Genomic DNA, 14,388 nt, shown 5'->3' with positions numbered 1-14,388 from the left:
CTTCTCGGATACGGGAGATGCGTCAGTTGAGACTCGTCGGGCCGCGCGTCAGCTCGGACGCGGGCAACGACGGAAGATTGCGGATGATCGCCGTCTCCGCGCGCAGCATGGTCAGCTCCTCGCGCAGCCGGGAGGCGGTGTCCGGGGCCTGGAGCAGCCGCTGCTTCGCCGGGATGTCGTGCATCATGGCGGCCGCGACGAGATACGAGACGACGGCCGGTTCGTCCGGCAGGTCGGCCCCGGTCGACAACGACCGCTCCCGGGCGCCGGCCAGCCGCTTCTGGTACTGGCGGAAGGCCCGCAGGACGCCTTCGGCGAGCGCCCCGGCCTCCTCGCCGGGCTCCTCGGGCAGCTCCTCCAGCTCGGCCGTCAGAAACGGGCCGGACGCGTCCACGGACAGCAGCCGGACGCGGGTCGTCCCGGTGGCCAGCACCTCGAAACTGCCGTCGGCGCGCTCCCGGATGGTCGCCGCGTCGGCGATGCAGCCCACCTCGTGGAAGGCCTGGGCCGGGTCGTCGCCGAAGCCGGCGGCGGGACCGCGCGCCAGCACCGCCGTCGGGTCCGGCATACCGGGCGCGCTGGGCGCGACCTCGTGGCCGTCGCGGATGGCGACGACGGCGAACTGGCGCGGCTCGTCCTCAGGGGTCTTGAGCAGATCGCGCATCATGGCGCGATAGCGCTCCTCGAAAATGTTCAGCGGAAGCACGAGCCCGGGGAAAAGCACCGAGTTCAGCGGGAAGAGCGGGAGCCGGACGGTGGTCACGACGGGAAAGCCTAATGGTCGCCGGAGGCGGAACGTCCGCCCCGCTCATTCTGCGGGTGCCCGAAGCGGCCCCCGGACGGTCCGAAGCGGCCCGCAGGCGGCCCGGAACGGCCCCCGGACGGCCCGGAGCGCCGCTCGGACGGCCGCGGCACTCGCGCGACGGACCCCAGCGGTCTCCCGGCCGCGACCTCCAGCCGTATCCCGTCCCGCAGCTCCAGGAACTGCCCGAGCGGGTCGTCCGAGACCCGGTCCCAGGGGAACGACGTGGCGTAGGGGCCGGTCCGCCGCAGCTGCTCCAGGGCGTCCTCCCAGCGTTCGAGCCTGACCAGCACGTAGGTCAGGAGGTTGCGGACCTCGGCGGGCCAGGGGTCGGCGGCCGCGTAGGTCGCGGAGACGGCGATCGCCAGGTCGGCCGCCGCGTCGAGACGGTCGCGCGGCACCGCGGGTCCGCCGCCCTCGGTCAGATAGGCGAAGGCGGCGCGCACCGGCAGGGCCTGGACCAGGGAACCGGGCAGGGCGTCCTGCGCGGCCCGCTCGGCGAAGTCGAAGCATTCGCGGTGCGAGCCGTACCAGGCCGCCGACAGGTACTGCAGGGCGGCCACGTGGCAGCCGTAGTGGTGCGGGGAACGGCGTACGGCCTCGCCCCAGAGCTGCTCGAACTCGGTGTGTCCGGCATTGGTGCCGCGGGCGTGGTCGAGGGCGATCCGCCAGGGCACCGGGTCGCGCTGGTCACCCTCGGCGGCCGCGGTGATCAGCGGGCCGACCTGGCGCAGCAGCTCGACGCGGGCGGGGGACTCCCAGCCGCGGCGCACCGCCAGCTCGGCCTTGACCAGCAGCGCGTCCGGGTCGTGCGGCGCCGCGTCCTGCCACTCCCGCAGCCACTCGTCGCGGGAGCGGGCGAACGTGGCCAGGCGCATCGCGTACCGGTCGCGGTTCTCCCACTCGGCGGACTCGCGGGTGGTGGTGAGGAGCTTGGCGGCGGGCGCGTACTCGCCGCGGCCGGCCGCGAGCAGCGCGGGCGCCAGCCGCTCGTCGGGCGCGTCGAGGAGTACCTCGTCGTCGTCGGGCAGCCCGACCGCGAGGCGCGGAGTGTTCCTGGTCATCCGGGCCGTACGGATGAGCGCGCGCAGCAGTGCCATGGTGGAGACCATTGAAAACCGCAGGTCGGGACTGAGCCAGGGAGTTGCGGTGAAGCTTTCGTAACCGTCGATTGGTTGTGTGCGGGACGGTCAAGGACCAGTAAAAGATGAGCGTTGTTCTACTCTTGTGCGCCCAGCGCGCCCAGCGCGGCCGGCTTCCGGGGGCCGGATCCGGTCAGCTCCTGCGCAGCAGCCGGGTCGCGCCGGCCGCGACCGTCGTGGCCAGGATCCAGCCGAGGAGGATGACCACCACGGCCAGCCACTGCCAGCCGCCGCGCAACTGCCAGTAGCCCACCTGACCGAGGTCGATGACGGGCAGCAGCAGGTCCAGGGCGAACAGCGAGGCGTTCCACGGCGGATGCTCCTCGCCCTTGAGCGGGAGATGGCTCGCGTGGGCGAAGGCGAACGAGGTGGCCGCCCACAGCACCGCCATCCATACGGCGGCCCGGCCGGGCCGGTACCCGTAGGCCACCGTCCAGTCCTGCGCGTACCCCCACAGCTTGCCCGCGAGCGGCAGGGTCTCCCGGCGGCGGCGCTGCTTGGCCAGCAGCACCTCGCGCGCGTCCTCGTCCTCGCCGGAGTTGCGCAGCACGGCCGCCAGGCGTTCGTACGGTTCCGGGTTGTACTCGGCGGTCGCCGCCGCGACCCACTCCAGCCGCCGGGTCAGCGGGAACGCGCCCTGCGGAACCAGGTTCTCGTAGCTGAAGCCGCCCATGTGGAGGCTGCCCGGGCCGGGCCAGCTGGCCGCCCTGTCGACCAGGTTGACGATCCGCGCGCCTGACAGAACCACCTTCCCGCGCTCCGGTCTCTCCCCGAGGAAACGCAGCTCGGGCGTCTGTACCCGGCGCAGGGACAGCTCCTGGTCGTCCTCGAAGGTGAAACGGGCCTGCTCGAAGTCGAGCGCGTCACCGAACCGTCCGTCGTCCAGCCGGATCCCGCCCTGGCACACGAACCGCTGCACCCGGGTCCCGTGCGCGGGGGTGGTGCCGCCCGTCTGCAGCGGATTGCCGAGGCCGGCGGGGGTCAGATACAGCGTGCGCTCGACGGTCAGCTGAGGGGCGTTCAGCGCGAGGCGGCCGTAGGGGTTGGTGAGCCGGCTGCCGCGCAGGCTCAGCGAGACACCGACCTGGGCGCCGCGCAGGCTCAGCTCGCCGTGCGACTCCAGCATCTCGGCCTGGAGGTCCTGGCCCACGGTCATGCCGTCGCCGGTGATCGACCGCATGCGCCGGTCCCGGTAGACGACGGCCTGGTTGAGCAGCAGATCCGTACCGATGTGCGCGTCGGTGAGGCGGACGCCGTTGTGGAAACGGCAGCGCGGCAGATGCAGATCGCCCTCGGTGTGCAGCCGGGCCGCCTCGAGGCGCGGCACCGAGCAGTCCACCAGGCGCACGGTCGTGAACCGGGCCTCCGGCAGCAGGACCTCCTTCTCGAACCGGCAGCCCTTCAGCTCGACGTAAGGCTCGATCGTGCCGCCCGCCAGATCGAGGACGTCCCGGATCTGCACGCCGGTCAGCTTCAGCGAGGCGACCCGGCCGTCCAGCGCGGGCGGCCCGGCCAGCAGCAGCCAGGCCACGATCCGCGCCCGGACACTGCGCTCGGGGCCCCAGGGGTGACCCCCGTGCGGGTCGTCCACGACGGTGTCCCCGCTGCGCAGGTCGTACACGCTGCCGTTGCGGAAGGCCTGCCACATGCCGGCCTCGGCGGCGGTCAGCTCGTCCGGCAGGTCCCCGTTCCGGATGCCGGCACCCTCGGTCACGGCACTTCCCTTCCACCCCAGCTACTCGCGGGTTCGTACAACCGTTCAATGCCCGCTCTGTGACGGGCGGAACGCTAGCGGTGAAGGGGATCTTCCGGGGCGCGTATCGGCCATTGATTCCGGCCATGGTCCAGCCGTCGTCCCAGGTCCTGTATCAGTCACTGATACAGCCGTCCGACGCTCGATGGCGGTCTGAGAGAATTGGCCATGTGATCTCCCGAATCGACCTGCGCGGCGACGCCCTCCCCGAGGGCACCGCCCTGCGCGACCTGCTGCCCCGAGCCGACTTCGACGTCTCGGCCGCCCTGGAGAAGGTGCGCCCGATCTGCGAGGCCGTGCATCATCGGGGCGACGCGGCGCTGATCGACTACGCGGAGAGGTTCGACGGCGTCCGGCTCGACTCCGTACGGGTCCCGGCCCAGGCGCTCACCGACGCCCTCAAGCGGCTCGACCCGGCCGTGCGCGCGGCCCTGGAGGAGTCGATCCGCCGTGCCCGTCTGGTCCACCGCGAGCAGCGCCGCCGCACGCACACCACACAGGTCGTGCCGGGCGGCTCGGTGACCGAGAAGTGGGTTCCGGTCGAGCGCGTCGGGCTGTACGCGCCCGGTGGCCGCTCGGTCTACCCGTCCTCCGTGATCATGAACGTGGTCCCGGCCCAGGAGGCCGGCGTCGGTTCCATCGCCCTCGCCTCCCCGCCGCAGAAGGAGTTCGACGGCCTTCCGCACCCGACGATCCTCGCCGCCTGCGCCCTCCTCGGCATCGACGAGGTGTACGCGGTCGGCGGCGCCCAGGCCGTCGCGATGTTCGCGCACGGCACCGAGTCCTGCGCCGCCGCCAACATGGTCACCGGCCCGGGCAACATCTGGGTCGCCGCCGCCAAGCGGTACTTCACCGGGAAGATCGGCATCGACACCGAGGCCGGCCCCACCGAGATCGCGGTCCTCGCCGACGGGAGCGCCGACCCGGTGCACGTCGCCTCCGACCTGATCAGCCAGGCCGAGCACGACCCGCTCGCCGCCGCCGTCCTCGTCACGGACTCCGTGGCGCTGGCCGACGCGGTCGAGCGGGAGCTGGCTCCCCAGGTCGCCGCCACCAAGCACGTGGACGACCGGATCGTGCCCGCGCTGCGCGGCCGGCAGTCCGCGATCGTGCTGGTCGACGGTATCGACGAGGGGCTTCGGGTGGTCGACGCGTACGGCGCCGAGCACCTGGAGATCCAGACCGCCGACGCGGCCGCCGTCGCCGACCGGGTGAAGAACGCGGGCGCGATCTTCGTCGGTCCCTGGGCCCCCGTCTCCCTGGGCGACTACTGCGCCGGCTCCAACCACGTGCTGCCCACCGGCGGCTGCGCCTGTCACTCCTCGGGGCTGAGCGTCCAGTCGTTCCTGCGCGGGATCCACATCGTGGACTACACGCGCGACGCCCTCGCCGAGGTCGCCCAGCACGTGGTGACGCTGGCGGAGGCGGAGGACCTGCCGGCGCACGGCGCGGCGATCAAGGCCCGGTTCGGGTGGAAGGTTCCGGAGAGCAAGTGACTGGCGACTCCTCTTCGTCCCCCTGGGACGAGCTCCCCGTACGGGACGAGCTCCGCGGCAAGTCCCCCTACGGGGCGCCCCAGCTCGACGTCCCGGTACGGCTCAACACGAACGAGAACCCGTACCCGCTGCCCGAACCGCTCGTCGAGCGGATCGCCGAGCGGGTGCGCGAGGCCGCCCGCAACCTCAACCGCTACCCCGACCGGGACGCGGTGGAGCTGCGCACCGAGCTGGCCAAGTACCTGACGAAGACCGGCAGGCACCGCGTCGGCATCGAGAACGTCTGGGCGGCGAACGGCTCGAACGAGGTCATCCAGCAGCTGCTGCAGACCTTCGGCGGGCCCGGCCGTACGGCGATCGGCTTCGAGCCGTCGTACTCGATGCACTCGCTCATCGCGCGCGGCACGGGCACCGGCTGGATCTCCGGTCCCCGCAACGAGGACTTCACGATCGACCTGGCGGCGGCCGAAGCGGCCATCGCCGAGCACCGGCCGGACGTCGTCTTCATCACCACGCCGAACAACCCCACGGGCAGCGCGGTCCCGCCGGAGACGGTCCTCGCGCTGTACGAGGCCGCTCAGGCCGCGAAGCCGTCGATGGTGATCGCGGACGAGGCGTACATCGAGTTCAGCCACGGCGACTCGTTGCTGCCGCTGCTCGAAGGTCGGCCGAATCTCGTCGTCTCGCGCACGATGTCGAAGGCCTTCGGCGCGGCCGGCCTGCGCCTCGGCTATCTCGCCGCCCACCCGGCGGTCGTCGACGCCGTCCAGCTCGTACGGCTGCCCTACCACCTGTCGGCCGTCACCCAGGCGACCGCGCTGGCCGCCCTGGAGCACACCGACACCCTGCTGGGGTACGTGGAGCAGCTGAAGGCCGAGCGGGACCGCCTGGTCGCCGAACTGCGGGCGATCGGTTACGAGGTGACCGCATCGGACGCCAACTTCGTGCAGTTCGGGCGGTTCGCCGACGCGCACGAGGTCTGGCAGAAGATCCTCGACCGGGGCGTCCTGGTCCGGGACAACGGAGTACCGGGCTGGCTGCGGGTCTCCGCGGGCACCCCGGCGGAAAACGACGCGTTCCTGGACGCGGTCCGTGATGTGAAGAAGGAGCAGAGCGCATGAGCCGCGTCGGAAGAGTGGAGCGGGCGACCAAGGAGACGTCGGTCGTCGTCGAGATCGATCTCGACGGTACCGGCAAGGTCGATGTGTCGACAGGCGTCGGCTTCTACGACCACATGCTCGACCAGCTCGGCCGGCACGGTCTGTTCGACCTGACCGTGAAGACCGAGGGCGACCTGCACATCGACTCCCACCACACCATCGAGGACACCGCCCTCGCGCTGGGCGCCGCCTTCAAGCAGGCGCTCGGCGACAAGGTCGGGATCTACCGGTTCGGCAACTGCACGGTGCCGCTGGACGAGTCCCTCGCACAGGTGACCGTCGACCTCTCCGGCCGCCCGTACCTGGTGCACACCGAGCCCGAGAAGATGGCGCCGATGATCGGCGAGTACGACACGACGATGACCCGGCACATCCTGGAGTCCTTCGTCGCGCAGGCCCAGATCGCGCTGCACGTGCACGTGCCCTACGGACGCAACGCGCACCACATCGTGGAGTGCCAGTTCAAGGCGCTCGCCCGCGCGCTGCGGTACGCCTCCGAGCGTGACCCGCGCGCCGCCGGCATCCTCCCCTCCACGAAGGGCGCGCTGTGACCGGCCTGTCGAGCATCCTGATCGTCGTCGGACTCTTCCTCCTCGGCGGTGTCTACTCGTTCGTCAAGCAGAAGATGCCGGCGAGCCTCATCGTGCTCGTCTCCATCGGCGCCGCGATGTGTCTCGTGGCCGGTGTCATGCGGCTGGCGGTGTGGACGTGAGCGCCCCCAGGAAGGTCGTCGTCTTCGACTACGGCTTCGGGAACGTCCGGTCCGCCGAGCGGGCCCTCGCCCGCGCCGGCGCCGAGGTCGAGATAACGCGTGACTACGACACGGCGATGAACGCGGACGGGCTCCTCGTGCCGGGCGTCGGCGCCTTCGCCGCCTGTATGCAGGGGCTGAGGCAGGCGCGCGGCGACTGGATCGTGGGCCGCCGCCTCGCCGGCGGCCGCCCGGTCATGGGCATCTGCGTCGGGATGCAGATCCTCTTCGCCCGCGGCATCGAGCACGGTGTGGAGAGCGAGGGCCTCGACGAGTGGCCCGGCTCGGTCGAGCCGCTCCAGGCCGAGATCGTGCCGCACATGGGCTGGAACACCGTCGAGGCTCCGGCCGGCTCCCAGCTCTTCGCCGGGCTCGACGCCGACGCGCGCTTCTACTTCGTGCACTCCTACGCCGTCCACGACTGGTCCCTGGAGGTGGCGAACCCGGCGATGCGGTCACCCCTGGTGACCTGGTCGACGCACGGCAAGCCCTTTGTGGCCGCCGTCGAGAACGGCGCCCTGTGGGCCACGCAGTTCCACCCCGAGAAGTCCGGCGACGCCGGAGCGCAGCTGCTGAACAACTGGATCGGAACCCTCTGATGTCTGCCAAGTCCTCAGGAAAGCTCGAACTCCTCCCCGCCGTCGACGTCCGCGACGGCCAGGCCGTCCGTCTGGTGCACGGCGAGTCCGGGACGGAGACCTCGTACGGCTCTCCCCTGGAGGCCGCCCTCGCCTGGCAGGGCGCGGGCGCCGAATGGCTGCACCTGGTCGACCTGGACGCCGCGTTCGGCACCGGCGACAACCGCGCGCTGATCGCCGAGGTGACCGGCGCGATGGACATCAAGGTCGAGCTGTCCGGCGGCATCCGGGACGACGCCTCGCTCGCGGCCGCCCTCGCCACCGGGTGCACCCGGGTGAACCTGGGCACGGCCGCCCTGGAGACCCCCGAGTGGGTCGCCAAGGTCATCGCCGAGCACGGCGACAAGATCGCGGTCGGTCTCGACGTCCGCGGCACGACCCTGCGCGGCCGCGGCTGGACCCGCGACGGCGGTGACCTCTACGAGACGCTGGAGCGCCTCAACTCCGAGGGCTGCGCGCGGTATGTCGTCACCGACATCGCCAAGGACGGCACACTCCAGGGCCCGAACCTGGAGCTGCTGAGGAACGTCTGCGCGGCGACCGACCGCCCGGTGGTGGCCTCCGGAGGTGTGTCCTCCCTGGACGACCTGCGGGCGATCGCCGAGCTGGTGCCCCTCGGTGTCGAAGGCTCCATCGTCGGGAAGGCCCTGTACGCGAAGGCGTTCACCCTGGAAGAGGCCCTGGAGGCGGTAGCCAAGTGAGCGACGTACGACGAGTCACGACCGGCGCACCCTGGGAGGACACCTTCGGGTACTCCCGCGCGGTGGAACTGCCCAACGGCCTGGTACTGGTCTCCGGCTGCACCTCGATAGTGGACGGCGAGATCGCCGGCGGTGGTCCCTACGAGCAGACGATCAACTCCTTCAACGTCGCGTTCGCGGCCCTGGAGGGGCTGGGCCTCGGCCGGGAGGACGTGGTGCGTACGCGGCTGTACCTCACGCACGCCCGGGACGTGGACGACGTCGGACGCGCCCACAAGGAGCTCTTCGACTCCGTACGGCCCGCCGCGTCCCTGGTCATCGTCTCCGGCTTCGTGGACCCCAGCCTGGTCGTCGAGGTCGAGGTGGAGGCGTACCGAGGGGCGCCGTCATGACCCTGGCGGTACGTGTCATCCCCTGCCTGGACGTGGACAACGGCCGGGTGGTCAAGGGGGTCAACTTCCAGAACCTGCGCGACGCGGGCGACCCCGTCGAGATGGCGAAGGTGTACGACGCCGAGGGCGCGGACGAGCTGACGTTCCTGGACATCACGGCGTCCTCCGGCAACCGTGAGACGACGTACGACGTGGTGCGCCGTACGGCCGAGCAGGTGTTCATCCCGCTGACGGTGGGCGGCGGTGTGCGCACGGCCGAGGACGTCGACAAGCTGCTGCGTGCCGGCGCGGACAAGGTGGGCGTGAACACGGCCGCCATCGCCAGGCCCGAGCTGATCCGCGAGATCGCGGAGCGGTTCGGCCGGCAGGTGCTGGTGCTGTCGGTGGACGCGCGCCGCACCGGGAGCGGGTCCTTCGAGGTCACCACGCACGGCGGCCGCAAGGGCACCGGCATCGACGCCGTCGAGTGGGCCCACCGGGCGGCCGAGCTGGGCGCGGGCGAGATCCTGCTCAACTCGATGGACGCGGACGGCACGAAGGACGGCTACGACATCGAGATGATCGAGGCCGTCCGCAAGCACGTGACCGTGCCGCTCATCGCCAGCGGGGGAGCGGGGCGGCTCGCCGACTTCCCGCCCGCCGTCGCCGCGGGCGCCGACGCGGTGCTGGCCGCCTCCGTCTTCCACTTCGGTGATCTGCGGATCGGCGAGGTGAAGCAGACGCTGCGGGAGGCGGGGCATCCCGTGCGGTGACGCTGCGCTCGGCTTGAGCCCCGGTCACTGGTGGCCGGGGCTTTTCACCGGGGGGATGCGAAAGAAAAGTTGCGCAATTTATGTTGCGCAACTTTTCTTTCGCGTCTAGGGTTTGCTGCATGACCTCGGACCAGACCCGCAACATCACCGACCTGGGGACACTCAAGGCGTTCGCACACCCGCTGCGCCTCAAGCTGTACCGGGCGCTGCACGTGGCTCGCACCGCGACCGCCTCGCAGCTCGCCGACCAGGTGGACGAGGCCGTCTCGCTGGTCAGCTACCACCTGCGCAAGCTCGCCGAGCACGGGTTGATCGAAGAGGCCACGCAGAGCGGTGACGGCCGGGAGCGCTGGTGGCAGCCCGCCGCGGAGGGGCTCACCGTGCGGCACGAGGACATCAAGGACGCACCGGAGAAGCTCGCGGCCCAGAGTGCGCTCACGCGGACCCTGCTGGAACAGCGGGTCGACCTCTACCGGCGGCACCTCGACGAGTCCGAGTCATGGAGCGACGCGTGGCGCTCGGCCGGCTTCGAGGGCGAGTACCTTCCGCGTCTCAACGCGTCCGAACTCGGTGAACTGCAGCGCGAGTTGGACGACCTGATCAAGAAGTACCAGGCCAGGGGCCGGTCCGCCGAGGAGGCGGGCGACGACCAGGGCCGGGAGAACGTCGCGATCCACGTGTACGGCTTTCCGTTCCGCGCCTGAGAGGACGCCCCTCCATGACCACGACCGTCATTCCCTCCGCCTCCGTCGCCGCCGACCGGCCCGCCCACCGCGACGGCAACGTGCTGCGCTGGCTGGGCGCGTACACCGCCTCGATGGTGGGCGACAACGTCTACTACATCGCCCTGTCCTGGGCGGCCGTCCAGGCGGGCACGCCCTCGCAGGCCGGGCTCGTGATGGCCGCCAGCGCCGTACCGCGGGCCCTGCTGATGCTCGGCGGGGGCGTGGTGGCCGACCGCTTCGGACCGCGGAAGGTCGTCATCGGCAGCGACGCCGTGCGCTGCGCGGCCGTCCTCGCGGTGGCCGCGCTGCTGTTCGCCGCCAGTCCCGGGCTGTGGCTCCTCGCCCTGCTCGCCCTGGTCTTCGGCACGGTCGACGCGGTCTTCATGCCGGCCGTGGGCGCCCTCCCGGCCCGGGTCACGAGCCGCGGCCAGCTCGCCCGCGTCCAGGGCATGCGCGGCCTGGCGATCCGCTTCGCCAACGTCGTGGGCGCCCCGCTCGGCGGCCTCGGGGTGGCCCTCGGGGGCGCGGCGGCCGCCTTCGGCCTCGCCGGCCTCCTGATCGCGGTGTCCGTACCGCTGCTGATCTCCGTACGGATGCGGGACCTGCCGGCGGCGAGCGGGGACGGGGCAGAGGGCGCCGAGGGGCCGGCGCCGCTCGCGGAGTCCCGCAGTGCCTGGCAGGACCTGCGGGACGGACTGCGGTACATCCGGGGCCACCGGGTCCTCGCGCCGCTGATCGTCGCCATCGCGCTCGGCGACCTCGGTTTCGTCGGACCGCTCAACGTGGGCCTGACCCTGCTGGCCGACGAGCGCGGCTGGGGAGCGGCCGGCATGGGCTGGGTGCTCGCCGGGTTCGGGACCGGCGCGGGGGCCGTCTCCCTGCTGCTGACCGTGCGCGGACGGCTGCCGCACGCGGGGTACGTCATGGCCGGCTCGATCCTCGCGGGCTGTGTCGCGATCGGCTCGCTCGCCTACGTACCCGGCGTGGTCGCCGCCGTCGGCGTGGCACTGCTCGTCGGGCTGCTCGCGGGGCTGAGCGGCGCCCTGTGCGGCGCGCTGCTGCAGACCGAGACGGCGCCCTCCTACCTCGGGCGGGTCAGCGCCGTCTCCGGCATCGTCAGCCTCGGGATCGCGCCGCTCAGCATGCCGGTGTCCGCGGCCGCCATCGGCCTGTGGGGCACCGGCCCCGTCTTCGTCGTCAGCGCGGCGGTCTGCGGCCTCGGCGGCGTGGTCGCCCTGTGCTCCGGCCCGCTGCGGCGGGCCGAGCTGCCGAAGTGAGGCCCAGCCCCGGGTCCCGGCAGCAGCCGAGCCGCCGGAGGGCCGGAGCGTCAGATTCCGAGCTGCTTGGCCTCCTGGAGCTTCGCGATCGCGTCCTTCTCGCCGTCCAGCGCCACATCGGCCACGCTCTGGCGCCCGTACGCGAACAGCAGGAGCTCCGAGGGCTCGCCCGTCACCGTGACTACCGGCGTCCCCTTGTGCGCGACCGCCGTCTGGCCGTCCGGGCGGCGCAGCACCAGGCCGGTCGGCACCCCGCGGCCCACCAGCCGGGCCGTGCGGTCGAGACGGGACCACAGCGCGTCCTGGAAGACGGCGTCCAGCGGGCGCGGCGTCCAGTCGGGCCGCGCCCGGCGTACGTCCTCCGTGTGGACGTAGAACTCGACGGTGTTCGACGCCTCGTCGATCTGCTTCAGGGAGAACGGCGAGAACCGCGGCGGTCCCGTACGGATCAGCTGGATCAGCTCCTCGTAGGGTTTCTCGGCGAATTCGGCCTGAACCCGCTCCAGCCGGGGCGCGAGCTGCTTGATCAGGATCCCGCCCGCGGCGTCCGCGCGGCGCTCGCGCACCACCACGTGGGCCGCCAGATCACGGGTGTTCCAGTCCCCGCACAAGGTGGGGGCGTCCGGTCCCTCGGCTTCCAACAGGTCGGCGAGGAGAAGTCGTTCACGCTTGGCATGGGTCGACATGACAGCCAGCCTACGACCGCCGCTCCGGTCCGCCCAGTGGACACCCGGCCACCACGGCACGCGGTCCGCCCAGTGGACCTCCGTCGGACGTGTCCGCGCGGCGCGGCACAATGGTCGGCATGACCAGCACGCCCCCGCCCAGCAGCCTGGATCCCGAGATCGCCGCGCGCCTCAGGCGCAGCGCCGACGGGCTCGTCCCCGCCATCGCCCAGCAGTACGACACCGGTGAGGTGCTGATGCTCGGCTGGATGGACGACGAGGCACTGCATCGCACGCTGACCACGGGCCGCTGCACGTACTGGTCGCGCAGCCGCCAGGAGTACTGGGTCAAGGGCGACACCTCCGGCCACGTCCAGCACGTGAAGTCGGTCGCCCTCGACTGCGACGCGGACACCGTCCTCGTCCGGGTCGACCAGGTCGGCGCCGCCTGCCACACCGGCGCCCGCACCTGCTTCGACGCCGACGTCCTGCTCAAGGACGGAGGGCCCGAAGCGGCGGGGTCGGCACGGTCCGGACCGGCCGGGACGGCGCCGCCCGAATCGGCAGGGGAAGCCCTGTCCGACGTACCTCCCGCCGCTCAGTAAGGTCAGCCGCCATGGACCTCGAGACGTTCCGCAAGCTGGCCACCGACCGCCGTGTGATCCCCGTCAGCCGCAAGCTCCTCGCGGACGGCGACACGCCGGTCGCGCTCTACCGCAAGCTGGCCGCCGAGCGCCCCGGCACCTTCCTCCTGGAATCCGCCGAGAACGGCCGCGCGGCGTTCACCTGGTCTCGCTACTCCTTCGTCGGCGTCCGCAGCCACGCCACCCTGACCGAGCGCGACGGCAAGACCCACTGGCTGGGCACACCCCCCGTGGGCGTCCCCGTCGAGGGCGACCCGCTGGCCGCCCTGCGCGCCACGATCGAGACCCTGCACACCCCCCACGGCGAGGACCAGCCGCCCTTCACCGGCGGCATGGTCGGCTACCTCGGCTACGACGTCGTGCGCCGCCTGGAGAAGATCGGCCCGGGCGAGCGGGACGACCTGAAGCTGCCCGAGCTGACCATGCTGCTCACCAGCGACCTCGCCGTCCTCGACCACTGGAACGGGACGGTCGAGCTGATCGCCAACGCGATCAACCACAACGACCTGGACACCGGTGTCGACGAGGCGTACGCGGACGCCGTCGCCCGCCTCGACGCCATGGAGGCGGACCTCTCGCGCGCCGTCTCGCAGCCCCCGGCCGCCCTCCCGCCGTCCGAGCTCCCCGAGTACACCGCGCTGTGGGGCGGTCCGGACTACCAGGACGCGGTCGAGGACATCAAGGAGCGCATCCGGGCCGGCGAGGCCTTCCAGGTCGTCCCCTCCCAGCGCTTCGAAACGCCGTGCACGGCAAGCGCGTTGGACGTCTACCGAGTCCTGCGGGCCACCAACCCCTCCCCGTACATGTACCTCTTCCGCTTCGACGGCTTCGACGTCGTGGGCTCCTCCCCCGAGGCCCTGGTCAAGGTCGAGGACGGGCAGGCGATGGTGCACCCCATCGCGGGCACCCGGCCGCGCGGCGCCACCCCCCACGAGGACCAGAGCCTGGCCGAGGAGCTGCTCGCCGACCCCAAGGAGCGCGCCGAGCACCTGATGCTGGTCGACCTGGGACGGAACGATCTGGGGCGGGTCTGCGAGCCCGGCTCGGTCGAGGTCGTCGACTTCATGTCCGTCGAGCGGTACTCGCACGTCATGCACATCGTCTCGACCGTGACCGGCCGGGTCGCGCGGGGGCGTACGGCCTTCGACGTGCTGACCGCGTGCTTCCCGGCCGGCACCCTCTCCGGAGCGCCCAAGCCGCGCGCGATGCAGATCATCGACGAACTCGAACCCTCCCGGCGCGGGCTGTACGGCGGATGTGTCGGGTATCTCGACTTCGCGGGCGACTCGGACACCGCCATCGCCATCCGAACCGCCCTCCTGCGGGACGGCACGGCGTACGTGCAGGCCGGCGCCGGTGTCGTCGCCGACTCGGACCCGGTCGCGGAGGACACCGAGTGCCGCAACAAGGCCGCGGCGGTGCTCCGCGCGGTGCACACGGCGAACCGGCTCGGGCAATAGGACGAGTCTCACGTGAACCCCGGGTGACGC

At 71.9% G+C, this 14,388-nt stretch carries 16 protein-coding genes; 12 read left to right on the top strand and 4 right to left on the bottom strand.

Features of this window, described 5'->3' with window-relative positions:
- Positions 1-22: 22 nt before the first annotated feature.
- The 3 genes from ACFVYF_RS01720 to ACFVYF_RS01710 all read right to left on the bottom strand — a co-directional run bounded on the left by ACFVYF_RS01720 (position 23) and on the right by ACFVYF_RS01710 (position 3,658).
- The gene (locus tag ACFVYF_RS01720) at positions 23-763 is read right to left on the bottom strand and encodes an LON peptidase substrate-binding domain-containing protein (protein ID WP_389449158.1); all 741 of its coding nucleotides are present in this window, start codon (positions 761-763) and stop codon (positions 23-25) included.
- 11 nt (positions 764-774) lie between these two features.
- Positions 775-1,914 carry a hypothetical protein gene (locus ACFVYF_RS01715; protein WP_389449155.1) on the bottom strand — a complete coding sequence of 380 codons (1,140 nt, stop codon included), beginning with the start codon at positions 1,912-1,914 and terminating at the stop codon, positions 775-777.
- A 163-nt stretch (positions 1,915-2,077) separates the two neighbouring features.
- Positions 2,078-3,658, bottom strand: a complete 1,581-nt coding sequence (locus ACFVYF_RS01710; protein WP_389449152.1) for an oxidoreductase — start codon at positions 3,656-3,658, stop codon at positions 2,078-2,080.
- Positions 3,659-3,867: 209 nt separating this feature from the next.
- On the opposite strand from ACFVYF_RS01710, the gene hisD reads away from it, so the two are divergent.
- The 10 genes from hisD to ACFVYF_RS01660 all read left to right on the top strand — a co-directional run bounded on the left by hisD (position 3,868) and on the right by ACFVYF_RS01660 (position 11,589).
- Entirely contained in the window at positions 3,868-5,193 is a 1,326-nt protein-coding gene (hisD, locus tag ACFVYF_RS01705; protein WP_389449149.1) for a histidinol dehydrogenase, read from the top strand.
- Positions 5,190-6,314 carry a histidinol-phosphate transaminase gene (locus ACFVYF_RS01700; protein WP_389449146.1) on the top strand — a complete coding sequence of 375 codons (1,125 nt, stop codon included), beginning with the start codon at positions 5,190-5,192 and terminating at the stop codon, positions 6,312-6,314. The genes hisD and ACFVYF_RS01700 overlap by 4 nt, the downstream gene beginning before the upstream one ends.
- Positions 6,311-6,904: an imidazoleglycerol-phosphate dehydratase HisB gene (hisB, locus tag ACFVYF_RS01695; protein ID WP_383280148.1), complete on the top strand. Its 594-nt coding sequence runs from the start codon at positions 6,311-6,313 to the stop codon at positions 6,902-6,904. Before ACFVYF_RS01700 ends, hisB begins: the two co-directional genes overlap by 4 nt.
- Positions 6,901-7,065 (top strand): hypothetical protein, encoded by a 165-nt coding sequence (locus ACFVYF_RS01690; protein ID WP_383280151.1) that lies wholly within the window; start codon positions 6,901-6,903, stop codon positions 7,063-7,065. Before hisB ends, ACFVYF_RS01690 begins: the two co-directional genes overlap by 4 nt.
- Positions 7,062-7,703, top strand: a complete 642-nt coding sequence (gene hisH / locus ACFVYF_RS01685) for an imidazole glycerol phosphate synthase subunit HisH (RefSeq protein ID WP_389449143.1) — start codon at positions 7,062-7,064, stop codon at positions 7,701-7,703. The genes ACFVYF_RS01690 and hisH overlap by 4 nt, the downstream gene beginning before the upstream one ends.
- On the top strand, positions 7,703-8,443 hold the full coding sequence (gene priA, locus ACFVYF_RS01680; RefSeq protein ID WP_389449140.1) for a bifunctional 1-(5-phosphoribosyl)-5-((5-phosphoribosylamino)methylideneamino)imidazole-4-carboxamide isomerase/phosphoribosylanthranilate isomerase PriA: 741 nt from the start codon (positions 7,703-7,705) through the stop codon (positions 8,441-8,443). The genes hisH and priA overlap by 1 nt, the downstream gene beginning before the upstream one ends.
- Positions 8,440-8,835, top strand: coding sequence for a RidA family protein (locus ACFVYF_RS01675; protein ID WP_389449137.1), 396 nt, complete (start codon positions 8,440-8,442; stop codon positions 8,833-8,835). Before priA ends, ACFVYF_RS01675 begins: the two co-directional genes overlap by 4 nt.
- The gene (hisF, locus tag ACFVYF_RS01670) at positions 8,832-9,587 is read left to right on the top strand and encodes an imidazole glycerol phosphate synthase subunit HisF (RefSeq protein ID WP_389449134.1); all 756 of its coding nucleotides are present in this window, start codon (positions 8,832-8,834) and stop codon (positions 9,585-9,587) included. The genes ACFVYF_RS01675 and hisF overlap by 4 nt, the downstream gene beginning before the upstream one ends.
- Before the next feature lie 119 nt (positions 9,588-9,706).
- Entirely contained in the window at positions 9,707-10,291 is a 585-nt protein-coding gene (locus ACFVYF_RS01665) for an ArsR/SmtB family transcription factor (RefSeq protein WP_389449132.1), read from the top strand.
- A 14-nt stretch (positions 10,292-10,305) separates the two neighbouring features.
- Positions 10,306-11,589 (top strand): MFS transporter, encoded by a 1,284-nt coding sequence (locus ACFVYF_RS01660; protein WP_389449129.1) that lies wholly within the window; start codon positions 10,306-10,308, stop codon positions 11,587-11,589.
- Positions 11,590-11,639: 50 nt separating this feature from the next.
- Here ACFVYF_RS01660 and ACFVYF_RS01655 read toward each other — a convergent pair whose 3' ends face one another.
- Complete coding sequence (locus ACFVYF_RS01655; RefSeq protein ID WP_389449126.1) at positions 11,640-12,275, bottom strand: TIGR03085 family metal-binding protein; 636 nt, start codon at positions 12,273-12,275, stop codon at positions 11,640-11,642.
- 119 nt (positions 12,276-12,394) lie between these two features.
- On the opposite strand from ACFVYF_RS01655, the gene hisI reads away from it, so the two are divergent.
- Positions 12,395-12,859, top strand: a complete 465-nt coding sequence (gene hisI / locus ACFVYF_RS01650; RefSeq protein WP_389449123.1) for a phosphoribosyl-AMP cyclohydrolase — start codon at positions 12,395-12,397, stop codon at positions 12,857-12,859.
- Between the two features lie 11 nt (positions 12,860-12,870).
- Positions 12,871-14,358, top strand: coding sequence for an anthranilate synthase component I (locus tag ACFVYF_RS01645; protein WP_389449120.1), 1,488 nt, complete (start codon positions 12,871-12,873; stop codon positions 14,356-14,358).
- The last annotated feature ends 30 nt before the right edge of the window (positions 14,359-14,388 follow it).

It is taken from the genome of Streptomyces sp. NPDC058274 (assembly GCF_042881375.1).
Taxonomy (GTDB): Bacteria; Actinomycetota; Actinomycetes; order Streptomycetales; family Streptomycetaceae; genus Streptomyces.
This window is presented reverse-complemented; position numbering and strand designations above follow the sequence as displayed.

Excerpts from the sequence above, each read along its gene's own strand:
- ACFVYF_RS01715 (WP_389449155.1), bottom strand. The coding sequence starts at position 1,914 with ATGGTCTCCACCATGGCACTGCTGCGCGCGCTCATCCGTACGGCCCGG.
- hisB (WP_383280148.1), top strand. The coding sequence starts at position 6,311 with ATGAGCCGCGTCGGAAGAGTGGAGCGGGCGACCAAGGAGACGTCGGTC.
- priA (WP_389449140.1), top strand. The coding sequence starts at position 7,703 with ATGTCTGCCAAGTCCTCAGGAAAGCTCGAACTCCTCCCCGCCGTCGAC.
- hisF (WP_389449134.1), top strand. The coding sequence starts at position 8,832 with ATGACCCTGGCGGTACGTGTCATCCCCTGCCTGGACGTGGACAACGGC.
- ACFVYF_RS01665 (WP_389449132.1), top strand. The coding sequence starts at position 9,707 with ATGACCTCGGACCAGACCCGCAACATCACCGACCTGGGGACACTCAAG.
- ACFVYF_RS01660 (WP_389449129.1), top strand. The coding sequence starts at position 10,306 with ATGACCACGACCGTCATTCCCTCCGCCTCCGTCGCCGCCGACCGGCCC.
- ACFVYF_RS01655 (WP_389449126.1), bottom strand. The coding sequence starts at position 12,275 with ATGTCGACCCATGCCAAGCGTGAACGACTTCTCCTCGCCGACCTGTTG.
- hisI (WP_389449123.1), top strand. The coding sequence starts at position 12,395 with ATGACCAGCACGCCCCCGCCCAGCAGCCTGGATCCCGAGATCGCCGCG.
- ACFVYF_RS01645 (WP_389449120.1), top strand. The coding sequence starts at position 12,871 with ATGGACCTCGAGACGTTCCGCAAGCTGGCCACCGACCGCCGTGTGATC.